21 protein-coding genes, 2 pseudogenes and 1 riboswitch are annotated in these 19971 nt (G+C 71.4%); of the genes and pseudogenes, 5 read left to right on the forward strand and 18 right to left on the reverse strand.

Going from position 1 to position 19971, the window contains the following annotated elements; genetic code table 11:
• Window positions 1-90: 90 nt before the first annotated feature.
• From ACFQUZ_RS03090 to ACFQUZ_RS03105, 4 genes are all read right to left on the reverse strand, one after another.
• On the reverse strand, window positions 91-621 hold the full coding sequence (locus tag ACFQUZ_RS03090; protein ID WP_377437339.1) for a DUF6328 family protein: 531 nt from the start codon (window positions 619-621) through the stop codon (window positions 91-93).
• A 179-nt stretch (window positions 622-800) separates the two neighbouring features.
• Window positions 801-1550 (reverse strand): sugar isomerase domain-containing protein, encoded by a 750-nt coding sequence (locus ACFQUZ_RS03095; RefSeq protein WP_377437340.1) that lies wholly within the window; start codon window positions 1548-1550, stop codon window positions 801-803.
• Between the two features lie 51 nt (window positions 1551-1601).
• On the reverse strand, window positions 1602-2405 hold the full coding sequence (locus ACFQUZ_RS03100) for an aminoglycoside N(3)-acetyltransferase (protein ID WP_377437341.1): 804 nt from the start codon (window positions 2403-2405) through the stop codon (window positions 1602-1604).
• Complete coding sequence (locus tag ACFQUZ_RS03105; protein WP_377437500.1) at window positions 2402-3226, reverse strand: alpha/beta fold hydrolase; 825 nt, start codon at window positions 3224-3226, stop codon at window positions 2402-2404. Before ACFQUZ_RS03105 ends, ACFQUZ_RS03100 begins: the two co-directional genes overlap by 4 nt.
• Before the next feature lie 142 nt (window positions 3227-3368).
• Window positions 3369-3475, forward strand: a riboswitch (TPP riboswitch).
• 74 nt (window positions 3476-3549) lie between these two features.
• On the opposite strand from ACFQUZ_RS03105, the gene ACFQUZ_RS03110 reads away from it, so the two are divergent.
• The 3 genes from ACFQUZ_RS03110 to ACFQUZ_RS03120 are packed head-to-tail and all read left to right on the forward strand — an operon-like array spanning window position 3550 to window position 6513.
• Window positions 3550-4122, forward strand: a complete 573-nt coding sequence (locus ACFQUZ_RS03110) for an ECF transporter S component (protein ID WP_377437343.1) — start codon at window positions 3550-3552, stop codon at window positions 4120-4122.
• 34 nt (window positions 4123-4156) lie between these two features.
• Window positions 4157-5713 (forward strand): ABC transporter ATP-binding protein, encoded by a 1557-nt coding sequence (locus ACFQUZ_RS03115; protein WP_377437345.1) that lies wholly within the window; start codon window positions 4157-4159, stop codon window positions 5711-5713.
• Window positions 5714-5715: 2 nt separating this feature from the next.
• Complete coding sequence (locus ACFQUZ_RS03120; RefSeq protein WP_377437502.1) at window positions 5716-6513, forward strand: energy-coupling factor transporter transmembrane component T family protein; 798 nt, start codon at window positions 5716-5718, stop codon at window positions 6511-6513.
• Between the two features lie 76 nt (window positions 6514-6589).
• On the opposite strand, the gene ACFQUZ_RS03125 is transcribed toward ACFQUZ_RS03120, so the two are convergent.
• The 4 genes from ACFQUZ_RS03125 to recO form a co-directional block, all read right to left on the reverse strand.
• Window positions 6590-6796, reverse strand: a complete 207-nt coding sequence (locus tag ACFQUZ_RS03125) for a thioredoxin reductase (RefSeq protein WP_377437347.1) — start codon at window positions 6794-6796, stop codon at window positions 6590-6592.
• Window positions 6797-6941: 145 nt separating this feature from the next.
• Window positions 6942-7181: a hypothetical protein gene (locus ACFQUZ_RS03130; protein WP_377437348.1), complete on the reverse strand. Its 240-nt coding sequence runs from the start codon at window positions 7179-7181 to the stop codon at window positions 6942-6944.
• 248 nt (window positions 7182-7429) lie between these two features.
• Window positions 7430-8233, reverse strand: coding sequence for an isoprenyl transferase (locus tag ACFQUZ_RS03135; protein ID WP_377437349.1), 804 nt, complete (start codon window positions 8231-8233; stop codon window positions 7430-7432).
• Window positions 8230-9093, reverse strand: coding sequence for a DNA repair protein RecO (gene recO / locus ACFQUZ_RS03140; protein ID WP_377437351.1), 864 nt, complete (start codon window positions 9091-9093; stop codon window positions 8230-8232). The genes ACFQUZ_RS03135 and recO overlap by 4 nt, the downstream gene beginning before the upstream one ends.
• A gap of 114 nt (window positions 9094-9207) precedes the next feature.
• Between recO and ACFQUZ_RS03145 the strand changes: the two genes are divergently transcribed.
• Window positions 9208-9996: a DUF4097 domain-containing protein gene (locus ACFQUZ_RS03145; RefSeq protein WP_377437353.1), complete on the forward strand. Its 789-nt coding sequence runs from the start codon at window positions 9208-9210 to the stop codon at window positions 9994-9996.
• Window positions 9997-10001: 5 nt separating this feature from the next.
• Here the strand turns inward: ACFQUZ_RS03145 and ACFQUZ_RS03150 are convergent, their stop codons facing one another.
• The 10 genes and pseudogenes from ACFQUZ_RS03150 to ACFQUZ_RS03195 all read right to left on the reverse strand — a co-directional run bounded on the left by ACFQUZ_RS03150 (window position 10002) and on the right by ACFQUZ_RS03195 (window position 18750).
• The gene (locus tag ACFQUZ_RS03150) at window positions 10002-11192 is read right to left on the reverse strand and encodes an acyltransferase (protein ID WP_377437355.1); all 1191 of its coding nucleotides are present in this window, start codon (window positions 11190-11192) and stop codon (window positions 10002-10004) included.
• Between the two features lie 165 nt (window positions 11193-11357).
• Complete coding sequence (gene era, locus ACFQUZ_RS03155; RefSeq protein ID WP_377437357.1) at window positions 11358-12299, reverse strand: GTPase Era; 942 nt, start codon at window positions 12297-12299, stop codon at window positions 11358-11360.
• A 42-nt stretch (window positions 12300-12341) separates the two neighbouring features.
• Window positions 12342-12722 (reverse strand): cytidine deaminase, encoded by a 381-nt coding sequence (locus ACFQUZ_RS03160; protein WP_377437358.1) that lies wholly within the window; start codon window positions 12720-12722, stop codon window positions 12342-12344.
• Window positions 12715-14106 (reverse strand): hemolysin family protein, encoded by a 1392-nt coding sequence (locus tag ACFQUZ_RS03165; RefSeq protein ID WP_377437359.1) that lies wholly within the window; start codon window positions 14104-14106, stop codon window positions 12715-12717. The genes ACFQUZ_RS03160 and ACFQUZ_RS03165 overlap by 8 nt, the downstream gene beginning before the upstream one ends.
• Window positions 14106-14573, reverse strand: a complete 468-nt coding sequence (gene ybeY / locus ACFQUZ_RS03170; RefSeq protein WP_377437360.1) for an rRNA maturation RNase YbeY — start codon at window positions 14571-14573, stop codon at window positions 14106-14108. The genes ACFQUZ_RS03165 and ybeY overlap by 1 nt, the downstream gene beginning before the upstream one ends.
• 15 nt (window positions 14574-14588) lie before the next feature.
• Entirely contained in the window at window positions 14589-15056 is a 468-nt protein-coding gene (locus ACFQUZ_RS03175; RefSeq protein WP_377437504.1) for a PhoH family protein, read from the reverse strand.
• A gap of 150 nt (window positions 15057-15206) precedes the next feature.
• Window positions 15207-16028 (reverse strand): annotated as a pseudogene (locus ACFQUZ_RS03180) (LAGLIDADG family homing endonuclease); the annotation flags it as partial.
• Window positions 16017-16712 (reverse strand): annotated as a pseudogene (locus tag ACFQUZ_RS03185) (PhoH family protein); the annotation flags it as partial. The pseudogenes ACFQUZ_RS03185 and ACFQUZ_RS03180, both read right to left, overlap by 12 nt.
• A gap of 238 nt (window positions 16713-16950) precedes the next feature.
• On the reverse strand, window positions 16951-18321 hold the full coding sequence (locus tag ACFQUZ_RS03190) for a serine hydrolase domain-containing protein (RefSeq protein WP_377437361.1): 1371 nt from the start codon (window positions 18319-18321) through the stop codon (window positions 16951-16953).
• 78 nt (window positions 18322-18399) lie between these two features.
• Window positions 18400-18750: a histidine triad nucleotide-binding protein gene (locus ACFQUZ_RS03195; protein ID WP_377437362.1), complete on the reverse strand. Its 351-nt coding sequence runs from the start codon at window positions 18748-18750 to the stop codon at window positions 18400-18402.
• A 195-nt stretch (window positions 18751-18945) separates the two neighbouring features.
• Here ACFQUZ_RS03195 and ppk2 point away from each other — a divergent pair, with 195 nt between their 5' ends.
• The gene (gene ppk2 / locus ACFQUZ_RS03200; protein ID WP_377437364.1) at window positions 18946-19944 is read left to right on the forward strand and encodes a polyphosphate kinase 2; all 999 of its coding nucleotides are present in this window, start codon (window positions 18946-18948) and stop codon (window positions 19942-19944) included.
• The last annotated feature ends 27 nt before the right edge of the window (window positions 19945-19971 follow it).

Consider the following 19971-nt stretch of genomic DNA (forward strand, 5'->3'; position numbering starts at 1 on the left):
TTTGGCCGTTACGGCTGCCGCTCGCGCCTGTGACCGACGTTACTCCTCGGTCCTACCAGTGGGTAGGGTGCGACCGGTCGAACACCCGGCTCAGGACCGGTTGGCCCGCCTGCGCGCCTGGTCGCCCTGCTCGTCGGCGTCGTCGGGGTACTCGTCGTCCACGTCGTCGTCCGCCCAGCTGCGACGGAATGCCGGCAGCAGGATCCAGAACGTGAGGAACCAGAGTCCGGCCAGCACGGACAGCACGATCGCGATGGGCCGGGTGAGGACGAAGTCGGTGATCAGGAAGATGGCGCTGACCATCGAGATCAGCATGAAGACCAGGCCACCGGTGGCCATCCGGTGGGCGTACACCACCAGTTCCGGCTTGCGTCCCTGGCGGAACAGCGCCCGGTGGAACGCCACCGGAGAGATGATCAGTGCCGTGGCCGCCGCGGCGGCCAGCAACGCGACGACATAGGTGTCCTTCTGCAGGTCCGTCGTCTTGGGGAACTCGGCGCTGAACGGCAGGGTCAGCAGGAAGGCGAACAGAATCTGCACCCCGGTCTGCGCCACCCGCAGTTCCTGCAGCAGGTCAGCGAAATTGCGCTGCCAGCGCTCCCGCTCGGTCTCCTTGTCCACCGCCACCTCCGGCTCATACGTCGACGCGCCACGAACCCGAGGAGCATTCGTGACGCGTCGAGGAATTCCCGATCATGGACTTCGGCAAACGCGTGCCTTGACCGCGCTCGATCCGTAGGTAAGCGGGACGGACGGGAGTCAGACACCACGCCGCCGCGGCGCCGGGCGGTGGACGAGCGTCAGGCGCCGCGCCGGATCCGCCCGGCGTACCGCTGCTCCAGGACCCGGTTGTGCTCGTCTCCCGCCGGGATGTTCGCCGACAGGTACACGGGTGGCGTCTCCCCGGCGGCCACCATCCGGCCCACGACCTCGACCACGACCTGCTGCGCGAGCAGCGCCGCGGTGATCGACGACAGCGCCCCCACCGCCCCGCCATCGGGCAGTGGCAGCGCGGCGTCACCGTACGGCGCACCGTTGTCCAGCACCACGTCCGCGATGTCGAGGAGCCGGCGCCCGGAGGGATGGCGGGGCGGGACCGCCATCGAATGGGCCAGCGAGGTGAACGCGATCAACGGGTGCCCCCGATCCTTGACAAGCGTCGCGAACTCCACAATGGTCCCGTTGACCCCCGAGTTGGAGGCGATCACGAACAGGTCCGGCTCGCGGACGGGCGCCAGGTCGAGCAGCCGGCGCGCCACCGTGTGATCGCGCTCCAGCGTGGCGCCCAATACACTCGCCGGCTCACCGCCGTACAGCACCAGGTCGCGCATGGCGATCCGGTTGGTCGGCACCAGCCCGCCGGCCCGCCCCGCGATCTCCATGGACAGCGCCTCCGAGTGACCGGTGCCGAAGGCGTGCACGACGCCGTCCGCCCGCACACACGCGTACACCAGGTCAGCGGCCCGCCGGACCGCCTCCCGCTGACCGGTCCCCACCCGCTCGACCGCCTCGGATACGGCCGCCAGGTAGCCGTCGGCGTCCAGGGTCATCGGTCCCTCCCCTTACTCCGGTACTCCAACAATCTGTGACACCATCCCAGGTCACCGGTTACGGGTGATCCAGTCGACCGCGAAGTCGACCGCCGCCCGCTGACGCATCAGCCGGCACGCCGCGTTACCGACCCGTCCCGTCCGGACGGCGCCGGTGCCGTCGAACTCCGCCCCGAGCCGCTCGAAGTCGCTCTCGTCCAGCACCACGTCGGTCCACCACACGAACTCCTGGCCACCACCGGCAGCGCGGACCGCCGACCCGACCCGCTCGGTCGGCGGCGCCGGCTGCCGGTATTCGGCGAGGTGCAACGAGGTGTTCGAGCCGTGACCGGCGCCGAGCAGGAGCACGTCCGCGTCCCGCTCGTAGAGCCGGGCCAGCGGTGACGTCTCGCCGAGCATGGCGGTGCGGGCGTGACCACCCACGATCGCCTCGGCGGCCGGGCCGAGGGCGGCGAACGACACCTGTGGGTGGTTGCTGCGCATCGCTCCTGGCCAGGTCCGGACCTGCTCGGCCAGGGCACCCATCCACCGGCTCGGGCTGATCACCGGGTCGAAGGGCGGCATCTGCTCGCGGATGGCCGGCCAGTGTCGCTCGAAGACCGGCGGGTTGATCCACGACGCCGGATCGGTGTTGTGCGGGGTGTGCGTCGGCACCACCAGGGTGCCGTCCGGCCCCAGCACGTCCAGCAGCGCCTCGACCACCGCTCGGCTGTCACCGAGCACCCGCCCCACCGACCGCAGGGTAGCGTGCACGAGCAGCGTCCCACCTGGTCGTACGCCCAGGTCGCGAAGGTCGACGGCGAGTGACGAGCGGGTGTGCGGCATGCCGACGGGTGCCGGCCGGTCGCCCGTCACCGGCCACCGACCCGGTCGAGGATGACCTCGGCGAGCGCCGCCGGTGCCTCGTCCGGGATCCAGTGCGAGACGCCGCGCAAGGCCACGAACCGGTAGTCCCCGGCGACCTGGGCGGCGCACGCCGTGGCGGCGGTGCGGCCGATCGCCACGTCTCCGTCGCTCCACACGTAGCTGGTCGGCACCCCCACCGGACCGCATCCGGCGAGGTCCCGGCGCGACATCGCCCGGTACCAGTTGAGCGCGGCGGTAAGCGTTTCGCGGTCGCGCATCGGTTCCGCGTAGTCGTCCACCCGGTCCCGGCCGACCCCGGCGAGCATCCGGCGCAGTGCCGCCGCGTTCAGCGCCAGCAACACCGACTCGGCCTTGCCGGGCCTGCGGAACAGCGAGATGTACGCGGAGCGCGCCTTCTGCCCCGGGTCGGTGTTGATCGCGTGCGCGAAGGCGGCCGGATGCGGGACCGAGACGGCGGTGAGCGTACGCACGCGGTCCGGCTGCCGTGCGGCGAGCTGCCAGGCCACCATGGCCCCCCAGTCGTGCCCCACGACGTGCGCCGCCGGCACACCGAGGGCGTCGAGCACCGCGGCCGCGTCCGCCACGCACTCGGCCATCCGATAGTCCTCGACGGCGAGGGGCCGGGCGCCGGGCGAGTAGCCCCGCTGGTCCAGCGCGTAACTGCGCAGCCCGGCCGCGTGCAACGCCGGCAGCACCGCCGACCATTCGCCGCTGTGCTGCGGGAACCCGTGCAGCAGGAGCACCGGTTCGCCATCGGCCGGGCCGCCCGCGTACACGTCGAAGGTGAGCCCGCGCACGTCGAGCCGGATGTCGGGTGGGGAATCGGGCCGCATCGCGGCAGCCTACCGAGCGCCGCTCGGCGCGGTGCTCCGGCGCCGGACCACGTGGTGTCCGGGAGCACACCGCTGGCCAGGCTATCGGCGACGGTGCTAGCGTCGGCGGAGAAAACTTCATATCCGACAGGGGAGCGCGCAGCGCTGAGAGTGCGGGCGGGAGTCCGCAGACCCTCGAACCTGATCTGGGTAATGCCAGCGCAGGGAGTTCGGTCGATCTCCAGCCGCGCCGTGATCCGGGCCAACCGGACGCGGCGTGCGTCTTCTCCTGGTTCGTCGATGAACTGGGAGGCAAGATCATGAACAACAGGTGGCGTACCGTCGACATCGTCGTCGCGGCCGTGCTCGGCGTCGGTTTCGGCGTCGTCTTCTGGGCCTGGGGCCTGCTCTGGAACGGACCGGCGGACGCCATCCCGCTGCCCTTCCGGGCGGTCCTCTACGGAATGTGGCTGGTTCCGGCGGTGGTCGGCGCCCTGGTCATCCGCAAGCCGGGCGCGGCGTTCTTCACCCTCACCGTCGCCGCCCTGGTGTCGGTCGCGCTCGGCTCGTCCTGGGGCTGGACCCTGGTGCTCCAGGGACCGCTGGAGGCGGCCGCCGCCGAACTCGTTTTCGCGATCTTCGGCTACCGGGTGTACCGGCTGCCGGTGGGGCTACTCGCCGCCGCGATGGCCGGGCTGGCGGCCGGCGTATACGACGCCATCGTCTGGTACAAGGAGTTCTCCTGGCTCGCCATCCGGCTGCCGTTCATCGCGATCACCGTGGCCAGCTCCGTGGTCATCGCCGGGTTCGGCGGGTACGCCCTGACCCGGGCGCTGGCCAACACCGGGGCGCTGGACCGCTTCCCGGCCGGCCGGGAGCGGGCCGCGGTCTGACCAGCCCGCCGACCCGACGAACCCACCCGACTCGATGAGCCTGGTCGAACTGCGCGGCTTCGGCTGGCGGCACGCCGGCCGGAGGGCCTGGGCGATCCGCGACGTCGACCTGCGCGTCGAGGCCGGCGAGCGGGTGCTGCTGCTCGGCCCGTCCGGCGCCGGCAAGAGCACCCTGCTCGCCGCGCTGGCCGGCCTGCTCGCCGACGACTCGGGCGAGCACGAGGGCGAGGTCCTGATCGACGGCCGCCGGGCGAACACCCGGCGGGACCGGGTCGGCATCGTGTTCCAGGACCCGGAAACCCAACTGGTGATGGCCCGGGCCGGCGACGATGTGGCGTTCGGGCTGGAGAACCGGGGCGTACCGGCCGGCGAGATCTGGCCCCGCGTGGACCGGACGCTGCGCCGGGTCGGCTTCCGGTATGACCGATGGCGACCCACGTCGGCGCTCTCCGGCGGGGAACAGCAGCGACTCGCCCTGGCCGGTGCGTTGGCCATGCGACCGGGACTGCTACTGCTCGACGAGCCGACCGCCAACCTCGACCCGGCCGGCGGAGCGTTGGTCCGGGACGCGGTGGCGGCGGCGCTCGACCCGACGACCACGCTGATCCTCGTGGAACACCGGGTCGCCGAGGCGCTGCCACTCGTGGACCGGGTGGTCGTGCTGGCCGCCGGGGGCGGCATCCGGGCCGACGGGCCGCCGGCGAAGGTCTTCGACCGGTACGGCGACGAACTCGCGGCCGACGGGGTCTGGGTGCCGGGCCGCCCGCTGCCGGTCCGCCGGGCTCGCGCGGGCACCGGCGAGGTGTTGCTCACCGCCGACCGGCTTGGCCTCTCGCCCCGGCTGACGCCGACAGATCTGACGGTACGCGCGGGCGAGGCGCTCGCCGTCGCGGGACCGAACGGCTCCGGCAAGTCCACGCTGGCGCTGCTGCTCGGCGGCCTCCTCGCCCCGGGCACCGGTCGGGTGACCGCCAGCGCGGAGCTGGCCGGTCGGGACTCACAAACCGCACCGCACCGGTGGCGAGCCCCGGCGCTCACCCGGCGGATCGGCTCCGTCTTCCAGGATCCCGAGCACCAGTTCGTCACCGGCCGGGTCGACGACGAGCTGGCCCTCGGGCCGCGTCGGGCCGGGCAGCCCGAGGCCGCGGTCCGCGCCACGGTGGATGACCTGCTCACCCGGCTGCGGCTGGACCGGTTGGCCGGCGCCAACCCGTACACCCTGTCGGGCGGCGAGGCGCGGCGGCTGAGTGTGGCGACGGCCCTGGCCACCGCGCCCCGGCTGCTGATCTGCGACGAACCCACGTTCGGCCAGGACCGGCGGACCTGGGCCGAGTTGGTCGACCTGTTCGCCGGCCTGCGCGACGCCGGCCACGGCATCGTCACCGTGACCCACGACGTCGACTTCGTCACCGCGCTGGCCGACCGGAGGTTCGACCTCGGCGGATCGGAAACGCCCCCGGCCGGCCCTGGCGATGGGCCGGGCCCAGGCGACGGCGGCGGACCATGCCGGGGCGACGGTGGCGGGCCGGACCGGGGCGACGGTGCGGTCAACGGCGGCGGTGCGAGCCGCGCCGTGGAGGCCCGCCGATGACGATGCCGACGATCGGGACCACCGCGTCCACCGCGCCGCTGGCCCGCCGCAACCCAGTGGCCAAGCTGGCCGCCGCGCTGCTCTTCACCGTCGCGCTGCTCGCCACCCTCGACCCAATCACCCCGGCCATCGCCATCGTGATCGAACTCGCCGTCCTGCCGCTGTTCGGGGTGCGGTACGCCGAGTTGGTCCGGCGCGCCTGGCCGTTGCTGGTCAGCGCGCTCGGTATCGCCGTAACGCTTGTGTTGTTCGCCGCCGAACGGTCCGGAACGATGCTGTTGGACTGGGGGCCGGTGGCGGTGACGACCGGCGTGCTGTCCACGGCGCTGGCGCTCTCGCTGCGGCTGATCGCCGTGGCCCTGCCGGGCGTGCTGGTCTTCGCGAGCACCGATCCGACCGACCTCGCCGATGCGTTGATCCAGAACGCCAAGGCACCGCCGCGATTCGCGATCGGCACCCTCGCGGCATTCCGGCTGGTGCCGTTGCTCGGCCAGGAGTGGCAGATGATCAGCATGGCCCGCCGCGCGCGGGGGGTGGACTCCGGTCGCAACCCGCTGGCGGCGGTAAGGGTGTTCGGCTCCACCGCCTTCGGGCTGCTGGTCGGCGCTATCCGGCGGGGTACCCGGTTGGCCACCGCGATGGACGCCCGCGGCTTCGACGCCGGCACGCCGCGCAGCAACGCCCGGAGGCAGCACTTCGGTTTCGCTGACGGGTTGCTCGTCGTGGGGGCGGTGCTGCTGGCGGGCGGAGCACTCGTGGTCAGCGTGCTGCTGGGCACGTTCCGGCCGCTGCTCGGCTGAACCTCGCGTATCCGGCTGGCGCTCCGCTGCGACACCGTGCCGCCGGATGCGGGCCACCGGTCGGTTGCGGCATGGCTCAACTCGCCCGCGGGCTCCAGGACAGGCTCGGCTCGCCGCCGGCCAACTCGGCGATCTCGCCGGCCGGTGACTGGGCCACGTGCCACAGGTCGTTACAGTGCCGCTCGGCGATTTCGGCACAGATCTCCGCCGCCCGGCGGCGCTGCGGGTCGTTGAGATCGGCGGCGCCCAGCGCCACCACCATCTTGTCGCGGAGTTCCCGCATGCCCACCCCCGTGTGGCGTCCGGTCCTCCCCCGATCCTAGGGACGCCGCGGCGATCACCGGCCGGTCCGGGAGACCGCCCCGGAAAGTCCGCGTCCGACCGGATACCGACCAGACGCGGACTTCCGACCGTTGGTGACGGTCCGATCAGCTACGCCGGAAGGCGTACCGCCGTCCGGGCGCGGCAGGCCGGCCGCGACCGACCCCACCGCCGCGGCCACCCCGCACTCCCGGACCGTTCCGGGGCGCCAGGGCCGGGGCCCGGTCGGTCGGTGGCTCCAGCGACGGTGTGGCGAACGCCGGCAGATCGACATCGGGTAGTTCGATCTTCTCGCGGTCAAGGTGCACGGCGGGGCCGTCGGAACGGGAAGTCTTGTCGGCAGGCATCTGCGTCTCCTCGCGGGTGGGCCGCGCCCGCGACCGGGTCGCGGCAGGCTGAAGAGGGACCACCCGGACGTCTGTCGACGAACGAAAGCGAGACATGTGGACGCCCGGGTCATCGGTCCGCGTGGTGGTGCGTCGGGTCGAGAGACCCGGGCCAGGCGGACCGGACAGGAGAAGAGGGCATCAGTACCGCATGCGGATCATGTTAGCCGGCCGGCCGGCCGACCGCACCGACTTTTTCGCGGGATCAATCAGACCGGCGCAACGGGGTTCGGCAGCGCACCGCCGAACCGCCGGTCCCGTTGGGCGTACAGCTCGCAGGCGTACCAGAGGTGCCGCCGGTCGAAGTCCGGCCAGAGCGTGTCCAGGACGACCAGTTCGGCGTACGCGGACTGCCAGAGCAGGAAGTTGGAGAGCCGCTGCTCCCCGGAGGGTCGAAGGAAGAGATCGACCTCGGGGACCTCGGGGTGGTAGAGGTAGCGGGCGATGGTCTTTTCGTTGATCTTGTCAGGATGGATCTTGCCGGCCGCCGCGTCCCGAGCGATCGCCGCGGCGGCGTCGGCGATCTCCGCCTGTCCCCCGTAGTTGACGCAGAACTGGAGGGTGAGCGTCGAGTTCCGCCGGGACATCTCCTCGGCCGTCTGCAACTCGGAGATCACGCTCTTCCACAGCCGGCCGGCCCGACCAGACCAGACCACCCGCACGCCGAGGTCCACGAGCTGGTCACGACGGCGCCGGATGACGTCCCGGTTGAAGCCCATCAGGAACCGCACCTCGTCCGGCGAACGCCGCCAGTTCTCGGTGGAGAAGGCGTACGCCGACAGGTACGGGATGCCCAGCTCGATGGCTCCCTCGATGGTGTCGAAGAGGGAGAACTCACCCTGCTCGTGCCCCTTGGTGCGGGGCAGTCCGCGGTCCTTGGCCCACCGGCCGTTGCCGTCCATCACGATGGCGACGTGCCGGGGCAGCGCCTCGGTCGGCAGTGCCGGCGGGCGGGCACCGGACGGGTGGGGGGTCGGCTGTGCCGGCTGACGCCGCGTCCTCGATCGGATCACCCTGTCGTCCCCTTCGTCGTCGGTCCGCCCGCACGTCCCGGATCACCCCGTCCAGGATCGGCCCCCGACCGGCCGCGTCCCGGGTCACCGGTGGGGCCACCCCGGTCCACCAGCGGCAGCGAGCGTAACCCGCGCTCCAGGTGCCACTGCAGGTGCGCCGCTACCAGACCGCTGCACTCCCGGCGTACCCCGGCCTCGGCGGCGTCCGCCACCCGCCAGTCGCCGGAGGTGAGCGCGGACATCAGGTCGATGGTGGCGGGGGCCGGATGGGCCGCACCGGGCGGCCGGCAGTCCGGACACACCGAGCCACCGGCCGGGACGGAGAACGCGCCGTGCCGACCCGGCGTACCGCACACCGCGCAGGCCACCAGGGCCGGCGACCAGCCGGCCAGCGCCATCCCGCGCAACAGGTACGCGTCGAGGACCAGCGTGCTGGCGTGACCGCCCTCGGCCAGCGACCGCAGCGCACCGAGGGTGAGCAGGAACAACCGCAACGCCGGCTCCCGCTCCACCGGGGTCAGTCGTTCCGCGGTCTCGGCGATCGCGCTGGCCGCGGTGTACCGCGGATAGTCGTCCAGGAACCGCTTGCCATACAGGTCGATGCCCTCTACCTGGCTCACGGTGTGCAACGAGCTGCCGATGTTGCCCTCCGGATCACCGGCCAGTTGGAGATCCACATGTCCGAACGGCTCCAGCCGGGCGCCGAACTTCGACATGGTCCGGCGTACCCCGCGGGCGACGGCCCGCAGTCGGCCGTGCCGGCGGGTCAGCAGGGTGATGATCCGGTCGGATTCCCCGAGCTTCTGCACGCGCAGCACCACCGCGTCGTCGCGGTAGAGCTGGCGGCGGTATCCGGGCACGCTCTCATTGTCCCCTCACCGCTCCTCGGGGTCCGTCGTCAGGGTCCCGTTCGGGGATGAGCCCTGGATAACCCGGATGCCCCCCGGGCGCACCGGCCCGTAACGTCACCCGACATGAGCACACCACGGTTGGCGACCGCCGGCTCGGCAGCGCTCGCCCTGATCGCCCTGGCCGGCTGCGCCCAGTTGTCGGAGAAGCGCCTCGAGTTCAGCCGGACGGAACAGAGCAGGGTGGACACCGTTGTCATCGAACCCGGTGCCGGTGACGTGGTTATCCGCACCGGCCAGGTCACCGAGGTGGCGATCAAGCGAGTGGTCCGGTACCACGGCGAGGCGCCGCCCGGCACCACCTACCGCGTCGACGGCCCGACCCTGGTGCTGGACACCGACTGCGGCCGACGGTGCGTCGTGTCGTACGACGTCACGCTTCCCACTGGCGTGCCGGTGCGGGGCGAGAACGGCTCCGGAGACATGGAACTGAGCCGGATGCGAGAGGTGGACGTCAAGCTGGGCTCTGGCGACCTCACCATCACCGATGTCGCGGGACCCGTCCGTGGCGAGGTCGGCTCCGGCAGCATCACCGTCACCGGAGGCGAGGGCGAGGTACGACTGACCGCCGGCTCGGGCGACATCAGCGGTCGCGGCCTCGGCGCCGGCGCCGTCCACGCGGAAACCGGGTCCGGAGACATCAACCTGGACCTCGACACGGCCAGTTCGGTGACAGCCAACGCGGACTCCGGCTCCGTGGAACTCGCTGTCGCGACCGGCCGGTACCAGGTAGCGGTGTCGACCGGCTCCGGGTCACGCACCGTTCAGGTTGCCGACGACCCCACGGCAAGCCTCCGCCTGGACGTCCGAACGGGCAGCGGTGACGTCACCATCAAGAGCTCCGGGCAGGGCTGATCCGCTCAGCGCCGCGACACCCGAGCGCTGGCCAGGGGCGAGTCGCGGCCGTCGCGCAGCAGGGCTGACAAGTCGGGGGAATCCTCGGCGACGGCGCGGGGTCGCGGAACACCGACGGTTCTCGGACCCGGCACTGTCTCGCCACCGGAGCGCACGACCGGCGACCGCGCCCGAGCGGTCCCACCGCCGGGCAGCAGGGCCGGCCGGCGCTGCGCCGCCAGGTCCTCCACCCAACCGAACAGGAGCACGGCCAGGATGACCAGGGCAACCACGAGGGACAGTTGCCGGATGGCTCCCGGCCAGGTGTTCAGGTCCCAACCGAGCCGGACGGCCACCATGGCGAGCCCGATCACGATCGGCATGTGCCACAGATAGACGGTGAGCGCCCGGCGGTTCACCACGGTGACGACGCGCCCGAACCAGGCGGACCGGTCCACCCACGCGGCGCTGGTCGGCGCGAGCCCGAGCGTCAGCAGGATGAAGCCGGCCGACCAGAGCCCGTTGCCGAGCGGGATGTCGTTGAGATCGAATCCCCGCGGGCCGGGATGTGTGTAGATCCAGCCGAGACCGCCAGCGGCCAGCGCCAGGGCGACCGGCACCAGCACCCGGCGCGACATCCGGTGCAGCATCCCGTCGTGATGGGCGAAGCCGAGCAGCCACGCTCCGAAGTAGAGGCCGAACGCCCGCAGGGCCGACGGAGCGCTGGGGTACCCGAACTCGACCACCACGAGCAGCACGTACGGCGCCAGCAGCGTCGGCACCGGCCACCGGCGGAACAGCCAGAGGGCCACCGGTGAGGCCAGCACGAACCACAGGTAGTCACGCAGGTACCAGATAGTGCTGGTGGCCAGCGCGCCCCAGCCGTTCGACGGCGGATCCGCCACCGGGACCAACCACAGCGCGAGCCGCCAGTTCACCGCGAGCCCGGTGAGGAGCATGGCCGGCACGAGCAACGCGGCGAACATCCAGAGCGACGGCAACAGCCGCCGGAGCCGGCGCTGCATCGCGGTGCCGGCCGCCCGCACCGGCTCCGGACCGCACCGGTCGAGTGAGGCCGCCATCAACGACCCGGCCAGCGCGAACATCACCGACATGGCCGGAAAGACGACGGACAGGAACGCCCACCCCAAGGTGTGGTAGACGACGACTCGAAGGATGGCCAGAAACCGAAGTAAGTCGATGTACCGGTTGCGCATGACCCTGATCTGTGGTGGAACCTGGCCCCGGACCCAGGTTGCGGACAACATCGGTCGAGCTTTCCCTACCCGAACCCGACCCTGCCACAAACCCGCCTGAGGATCCGCTCAGCGTGACCTGGTCCACAACCCCCGTGCGGGTCCGATCGGTGGTCGGCTGATCGGTCAGAAGCCGAGCTTGCGGAGCTGCTTCGGGTCCCGCTGCCAGTCCTTGGCGACCCGGACATGCAGGTCGAGATAGATCCGGCCGCCCAGCAACTCCTCGATCTGCCGCCGGGCCCGGATGCCGACGTCCTTGAGCCGGCTGGCCCGGGCGCCGATGACGATCGCCTTCTGGCTGGACCGCTCGACGTAGACATCGGCGTAGATCTTGATGAGGTCACCCTCGGGGATCATCTCCTCGACCACCACGGCGATGGAGTGCGGCAGCTCGTCCCGTACCCCCTCCAGGGCCGCCTCCCGGATCAGCTCGGCGACCAGCACCTGCTCGGGTTCGTCGGTGAGCATGTCGTCCGGGTAGAGCTGGGGGGACGGCGGCAGGTGGCCCGTCATCACCTCGACAAGCGTGTCGACCTGGTCCCCGGCGACCGCGCTGACCGGCACCACATCGGCGAAGTCGCCGAGCTGCGCGACCGCCTGCAACTGCTCCACGAGCCGGGCGCGGCCGACCAGGTCGGTCTTGGTGACCACCGCGACGACGGTCGCCTTGAGGCCGGCGATCTCGGCCGAGATGAACCGGTCGCCGCGTCCGATCGGCTCGTCGGCCGGGATGCACAGGCCGATCACGTCGACCTCGCTCCAGGTCTGCCGCACCAGGTCGTTCAGCCGCTCGCCGAGCAGCGTACGCGGGCGGTGCAGACCGGGCGTGTCGACCAGGACGAGCTGGGCGTCCGGCCGGTGCAGAACGGCCCGGATGACGTGCCGGGTGGTCTGCGGCTTGCTCGACGTGATCGCGATCTTCTGACCGACGATCGCGTTCGTCAGCGTCGACTTGCCGGCGTTGGGCCGCCCGACGAAACAGGCGAACCCGGCCCGGTACGTCGACTGGTCGCGGGCCTGACGCGCGCGTCCCCCGCCGGTCTGGTGCGCCCGCCGCTCCCCGTTCACCTGTTCCCGCCTCCACCGGCGAGACCCGCTGGCCTCGCCAAACTACTCGACTACCGTGCCGAGCAGGCTACCGTCCGGAGCAGCGAGGTGGATCGGCGCCTCCACCGCGAGGTCCCGCACCGCGGCCTGCCCGGCCGCGTCCAGCGTCGACGCCTCGGAGACGACAGCCGCCGCCTCGAGTCGACTCGCACCCGCGGCCACCGCCGAGGCCACCGCCAGTTGCAGGGCGGTGAGGGTGAGCGACGGCAGCGCGACACTGGCGGCGGCGTACGTCCGGCCGTCCTGGTCCCGGACCGCGGCGCCCTCCACCGCGCTCACCCGGGCACGCGCGCTCCGGGCCAACGTGACGAGTTTCGCGTCCTCGGCGGGCAGCGTCTCGGGTGAACCCACCACCGGAACGGCTTCTTCGGATGTGTCAGGCATCGGCGGGTTGTCTCTCCTCGGACGGGTCGGGCGAGGTGCGGTCGGACGAGGCGCGGGACGTCTCGGGATCGGGCCCGGTATCCCGCGTACCCGGCTCGGCGACCCGGCGCACCAGCACCGAGTCGATCCGGTTGCGTCGGCCGGTCGTCCCCTCGGCGATCAGGTGCAGGCCGGCCACCTCGGCCGTCGCACCCGGGATGGGCACCCGACCGAGGGCCTGGGCGAGCAGCCCACCGACCGTCTCCACCTCGTCGGCGGGCAACTCGGTGTCGAACAGTTCGCCGAGGTTCTCCACCGGCAGCCGGGCGGTCACCCGGATCACACCGTCGTCGAGCCGCTCGATCGGCGGACGTTCCACGTCGTACTCGTCGGTGATCTCGCCGACGATCTCCTCAAGGATGTCCTCGATGGTGACCAGGCCACCGGTCCCGCCGTACTCGTCGACCACCACGACCATGTGGGTCCGCGCCGCCTGCATCTCCGACAGCAGGTCGTCGACCGGCTTCGACTCGGGGACGAACGTGGCCTCCCGCATCAGCTCGGCCACCGCCAGGTCGCTGTCGCCGCCCTGAACGTGCCGGACCACGTCCTTGAGATAGAGCAGGCCGAGCACGTCGTCCACGCTCTCCCCCACCACGGGGATACGGGAGAAACCGGACCGCAGGAACAGGGCCAACGCCTGGGTGAGCTTCTTGCTCCCCTCGATCCACACCATCTCGGTACGCGGCACCATCACCTCGCGGGCGATCGTGTCACCGAGCGCGAACACCGAGTGGATCATCTGGCGTTCGCCGTGCTCGACCACCCCGCGCTGCTCGGCCAGATCGACAAGCTCGCGCAGCTCGACCTGGGTCGCGAACGGCCCCTCCCGGAAGCCGCGCCCCGGCGTCACGGCGTTGCCGACCAGGATCAGTAGGGAGGCCAGCGGGTTGAGCGCCCGTCCCAGCCAGCGGACCACGGGTGCGGTGACCCGACCAACCGGGTACGCGTGCTGCCGACCGATCGTGCGCGGCGCGACACCCACCACCACGAAGCTCACCACGGTCATCGCGCCGGCCGTGACCAGCGCAGCGCGCCAGCCGGCCCCGAACGTGTCGACGGCGACCAGCGCCACGAGCGTGGTCGCGGTCAGCTCGCTGAGCAGCCGCAGCAACAGCAACAGGTTCACGTGCCGGGCCGCGTCGGCGGCGACGATCTGGAGGGTACGGGCGCCGCGGACCCCCTCCCGGGCCAGTTCGCCCGCGCGGGCCGGGGAGACCGCGGCGAGGGCCGCCTCGGTCATCGCGAACAGCCCGGCGAGGACGACGAGCGCCGCCCCGAAGACCAGCAGGTGGGCGTCGGGCAGGCCGGCCGTGACGCCGGCGGCGGCTAAGTGGTCGGGCATCACTGCGCCCGAGCCGCGCGCCAGCTCGACAGCAGGCGCGCCTGGAGACCGAACATCTCGCGCTCCTCCTCCGGCTCGGCGTGGTCGTAGCCGAGCAGGTGCAACACCCCGTGCACGGTGAGCAGATGCAGCTCGTCGGCGGTGGAGTGCCCGGCCGCCGCGGCCTGTTTCGCGGCCACGTCGGGGCAGAGGACGATGTCGCCGAGCAGCCCCGGCTCGCCCCCGGTGGCCTCGCCCGGCCCGTGGTCGACACTGCCCTCGTCCATCGGGAAGGCGAGGACGTCGGTCGGCCCGTCACCGCCCATCCAGCGATGGTTGAGTTCGGTCATGTATTCGATGTCGACAAGCAGCACGGACAGCTCGGCGAGGGGGTTGACCCCCATCTCGTCGAGCGCGTGCCGGGCGACGGCGAGCACGGCGTCGGTGTCGACGTCGGCGCCCGACTCGTTGGCGATCTCGATGGACAACTGGTTCCCCTGCTCCTAGCGACGCCGTCCGGCGCGGCCACCGTGCGCGGTCCGGTCCGGTACGGCGTGCACGCCCTGCCCCGACTCCCGCTCGGCGTCCCACTTGGCGTACGCGTCCACGATGTTGCTGACCAGTCGGTGCCGGACGACGTCGGCGCTGCCGAGCTGGGAGAAGTGCACGTCGTCCACGCCCCGCAGGATGTCCCGCACCACCCGCAGGCCGCTGGTGGTGCCGCCCGGCAGGTCGACCTGGGTGATGTCACCCGTCACGACGATCTTGGACCCGAACCCGAGTCGGGTCAGGAACATCTTCATCTGCTCGGGCGTGGTGTTCTGCGCCTCGTCCAGGATGATGAACGCGTCGTTGAGGGTGTTGTGCGTGACCAGGAAGTGATCGGTGACATACAGCGAATCCTCCGCCGCCACCTGGATGCACATGGTCTCCTGCACGCCCGCCGGGACGATCGAGTCGATGAAACGCATCGGTCGGCCGGTCCCGTGTTCCTCGTAGCGCTGACGCTTGCGGGACAGGCGGAACGGCGGGACGCCGTCCGGCAGCCGGATCTCCACGACGTAGGCGTCGGCGCGGTATGGAACCGGGCGTCCGTTCGCCAGGCCGGGCCGGCGGCCCTCGGCCCGGCGAACGTGCCAGGACGCGACCCCGCCAAGCGACTGCACCAGGTAGATCACGTCGTCCCGGAGGCGGGCGGAGGTCGTCGAATACTGCACTCGGCAGGTGCGCTCCGGCTGGACGACCGGTCCCCCGTCCGTGTCCAGCAGCCCCTGGAGGACGGCCAGGCGGACGTCGACGCTGTTGACCTTGTAGGAGTCGGGGACGAACTTGGTCCCCGACGTGGTCCCGGCCAGGCCCAACTCGCGGATCGCCAGGGTCACCGGGTTGGCGACGATCACGCCGCCGCGATGGCCCTTGGCATGGCGGAGGACGTAGTCGTACTCGCCCTTGCGGACCAGCTCGATGTCGCTGAGCGCCGCTTCCATCGCGACAGCGAGTTCCTGGTCCGCCGTGCAGAATGTCGGCGTCGTTCTGGACGTGATGGATCCATCGCCGAGCAGCAGACCGAGCACGTACGGGTCGAGCGGAACTTCCTGGGACTCCATCTGCACGGGTGCCACGACCGGCAGCTCGTACCGCCGGGTGTGACCCCGCCACTCCTTGCCGATCATCTCCTGGGTCTCGATGGTGCGCTGGCGCCCCCGTCGCTTGTCCTCCGGCGTCGCGACGGTCCAGAGGTGCTCGCCGCAGCAGACGGTGGACGCCCCGTCCTGGGTGGTGACCCGATAGGCCTGCTTGGGCCCCTGCGGGTAGATGCCGATCACCGGTGTGGGCGTGCCGTTCGAACCGATGACCAGGTCTCCGACGCGAAGCGACCCGAACGGCCGGAATCCCTCCGGGGTCAGCACCCGGGCGTCATACGGCTGCGCGCGCCCCCTCATGTACGCCAGCGGCGCGACCTCGATCGTCCCGGCGGCCATCAGCTTCGGGATCGAATCGGGGTCGAGCATGTCGTGCAGCGCGTCGTAGAGCGGCCGCAGGTAGGGGTCGATCTTCTCGTACAGGGTGCCGGGCAGGAAGCCCAGCCGCTCCCCGGCCTCGACCGCCGGCCGGGTCAGGATGATCCGGTTGACCTGCTTGGCCTGCAGCGACTGCACGGCCTTGGCCATGGCCAGGTAGGTCTTTCCGGTGCCGGCGGGGCCGATGCCGAAGACGATCGTGTTCCCGTCGATCGCGTCGACGTAGTGCTTCTGGCCTAGCGTCTTGGGGCGGATGGTCCGGCCCCGGCGGGACAGGATGTTGAGGGTCAGCACGTCCGCGGGACGCTCGGCGCTGCCCTGCGCCAGCATCCCGGCGGTGCGCCGCACCGCGTCGGTGGTCAGCGTCTCGCCCTTCTCGATCAACTCAAGCAATTCGGTGAACAGGCGCTCCGCCACCGCGTTGTCGGCGGGGGCACCGGTGATCGTGATCTCATTGCCACGGACGTGCACGTCGCTGCCGACCGAGCGCTCGACGAGACGCAGGATCTCGTCACCTGCACCGAGCAGATTGACCATGATCTGCGAATCGGGAACCGTGATCCTGGTCTGCACCCGGGTCTGGCCGGGGGGTGGAGTACCGGTCATAGGTCGGGCCGAACGGCCCTGTGCCACCTGCTTCCGATCTCGGCGCCGCGCCCGGTGGCGCGACGTGCGGACGTCTGGGTCATCGTATCTGTTCAACGCGGCGACGACGCTGCCCATTTCCGTCCGTGAGTCACCCCCACCCACTCTCCGCGATCTTGCACTTTGGGCTGCCGGAACGCGGCTTTAGTCACCTTTTATCCGAGCCGAAACTGCAAGATCACCGGGGGTAGCCCGGGGGTCAGGCGCGGAAGTCGTATCCGTCGAAGGTTTCCTGAAGGCGGGTGAAGCGGTAGGTCGCCCAGTGCATCCGGACCACCGTGCCGTCCGTGTCCCGGGTGAGCCGCAGCACCTCGCCGACCTCCCGGCCAGACACCGTACGCAGGACGTCGGGGCGGTCCGGCAGCGGCGCGAACACCGCTGGCGGCTTCCCGGCCGGATCGTCCGCCCCCCGAGCGGTGAGCGCGCCGTCGTGCCAGCCGAAGACGTACTCGTTACCCTCGCCCCACCAGCGGCCGAGCAGGCCCCGGTACGCCTCGGGCGCCGGCTCCCCCGGACGCCACGGGACGATGTCGACCGGATCCTCCCGTACCGCCGTGGTCATCAGCTCGTGGGACAGATCCATGATCTCGCTGGCGGTGCCGGACGAGGCGAGCACCGCGCACCCCGTCGCGGCCGGCGTGCCGGAGCCGCCCCGCCGCCCGTACGCGGAGGCCAGGAAGCCGGGCATGGCGCCGTCGTGACCGACGTGCGTCACCCGGTCCCCCCGCGGCAGCAGGATAAGGCCGAGTCCGAAGCCGGCCGCCCAGGACGCCTCGTCGGTGACGGTACGCGGCCAGCGCATCTCCGCCAGCGTCTCCGGCCGCAGCACCGCGCCGGCCGGGTCGACGGACGCCGGGTCGACCAGGAACGCCGCCCACCGGGCCAGGTCACCGGCGGTCCCCCAGAGCTGGGCCGCCGGCCCCACCGCCCCGAAGTCGGTGGGCGGCTCGGGCCGCGCGTGGTCCGAGTACGCGTCGACCAGGTAGCCGGTCGCGGCCCGCTCGCCCGGCTCCACGCCGGTGTCGGTGAGCCCGAGCGGGCGGAGGATCCGGTCGGCCAGCACCTCCGCCCAGGTGCCGCCCCGGAGCCGGCCGACGGCGTGGCCGAGCAGCGCCACCCCGAGATTGGAGTAGTGGAACCGCCGGCCCGGCGGCAGCACCCGCTCGGCCCTGGCGAGGTCGGCCAGCAGTTGGTCGACATCCGGCACCCGCAGCGAGTCCCACACGTCGCCGTGCGGCTCCCGTTGCAGGCCAGCGGTGTGCGAGAGCAGCCGGGCCACGGTCAGCTCCCGGTGCTCCGGCAGGTCCAGGTGCTTGCCGATCGGGTCGTCCAGGTCGAGCAACCCGTCGTCGCGGCACTGCAGCACGAGGACGGCGGTGAAGGTCTTGGTGATCGAACCGATCCGGAACCTGGTATGCCCATCCAGAGGCGTGTCGTTGCCGGTCTGCCCCACCGCGCACGACCACAACGGTCGGTCGGCCCGGTGCAGGGCGGCGGCCAGCGCCGGCACCCGCGCCGACGCCTGGCGCTGGCGAACCAGCCGGTCGAGACGGCGGTTCACGTCGGTCACGGGGTGCCTCCAGGCGGGATTCGACGGACGTCGAGAGGGGCCGGTCCCCTACCGGAAGCGATGATAAGGGGCCCCGGGCTACGCCAGCATCGGGCCAAGGGGGGCACCGCCGAGCACGTGGGCGTGCGCGTGGGCGACCTCCTGCCCGCTGTCCGGTCCGGTGTTGAAGATCAACCGGAAGCCGTCGGCCGCCACTCCCTCGTGCTCCGCCACGATGGCGGCGGTGGCCATGACCTCGGCGGTCACCTCGGGATCGGCCTCGGCCATCGTGACCACGTCCACGAAGTGCTCCTTCGGGATCACCAGGACGTGCACCGGCGCCTTCGGCGCGATGTCGCGGAAGGCGAGCGTCTTGTCGGTCTCCCGGACCACGGTCGCCGGGATCTCGCCGGCCACGATCCGGCAGAAGAGGCAGTCGTCAGTTCCCACCCCCCGCATGGTAGGCGACGGGGAAGGGCACCCGGTACGCCTCGAACCCCGCTGCCGGCCCATCATCGGGGGCGGCCGTCCGCTTCGACTGCGCGCGTGGCAACCCCTACCTGCGCAGCTGATCGTCACCACTCAGCAACTTCCCAGCAATCCGCAGGTAGCCGGAGGGTCCGCGACGGGGTAACACCCTGCGACATGGCCGACACCGACACCGCTGCCAGCACCGACACCGCCGAAACCGGCACGAACGGCGACACCGCCACCGAGATCGACGCCCGCGCCGACGCCGACACCGGTCTGCTGGACCTCTTCGACGACTACCGGATCGCCGACGACCACGACGACGATCCCGTGCTGCTCTGCTCGGACGGCACTCCGGTGGACACCTGGCGCGAGGACTACCCGTACGACGAGCGGATGCCGCGCGAGGAGTACGACAGACACAAGCGGCTGCTGCAGATCGAGCTGCTGAAGCTCCAGGAGTGGGTGAAGGAGTCCGGCGAGCGGCTGGTGATCGTGTTCGAAGGGCGGGACGCGGCAGGCAAGGGCGGCACGATCAAGCGGTTCATGGAGCACCTCAACCCGCGGGGCGCCAAGGTGGTCGCGCTGCTCAAGCCCAACGAGCGGGAGTCCACCCAGTGGTACTTCCAGCGCTGGCTGGCGCACCTGCCGTCGGCCGGGGAGATCGTGCTGTTCGACCGGTCCTGGTACAACCGGGCCGGGGTGGAGCGGGTGATGGGCTTCTGCACCCGCAAGGAATACCTGGAGTTCCTGCGCCAGACCCCCGAACTGGAACGGATGCTGGTCCGCTCCGGCATTCGCCTGGTCAAGTTCTGGTTCTCGGTGTCCCAGAACGAGCAGCGCACCCGGTTCGCTATCCGGCAGGTCGACCCGGTGCGGCAGTGGAAGCTGTCACCGATGGACATCGCCTCGCTGGACAAGTGGGACGACTACACCGAGGCCAAGGAAGCGATGTTCTTCTACACCGACACCGCCGACGCGCCGTGGACGGTCGTCAAGAGCAACGACAAGAAGCGGGCCCGGATCGAGGCGATGCGACACGTACTGGCCCGGTTCGACTACACCGGCAAGGACGCCGAAGTGGTCGGGACGCCGGATCCGCTGATCGTCGGACCGGCCGGCCTCGACCTGAGGCCCGACGAGCAGACGGTGCACGTCTTCCCCAAGCTGTAGGACCGGGGTCCGCGACCGGCCGGGCCG

Origin of the sequence: Plantactinospora sp. GCM10030261 (assembly GCF_042666615.1) — a bacterium.
Classification (GTDB): Bacteria; Actinomycetota; Actinomycetes; order Mycobacteriales; family Micromonosporaceae; genus KBS50.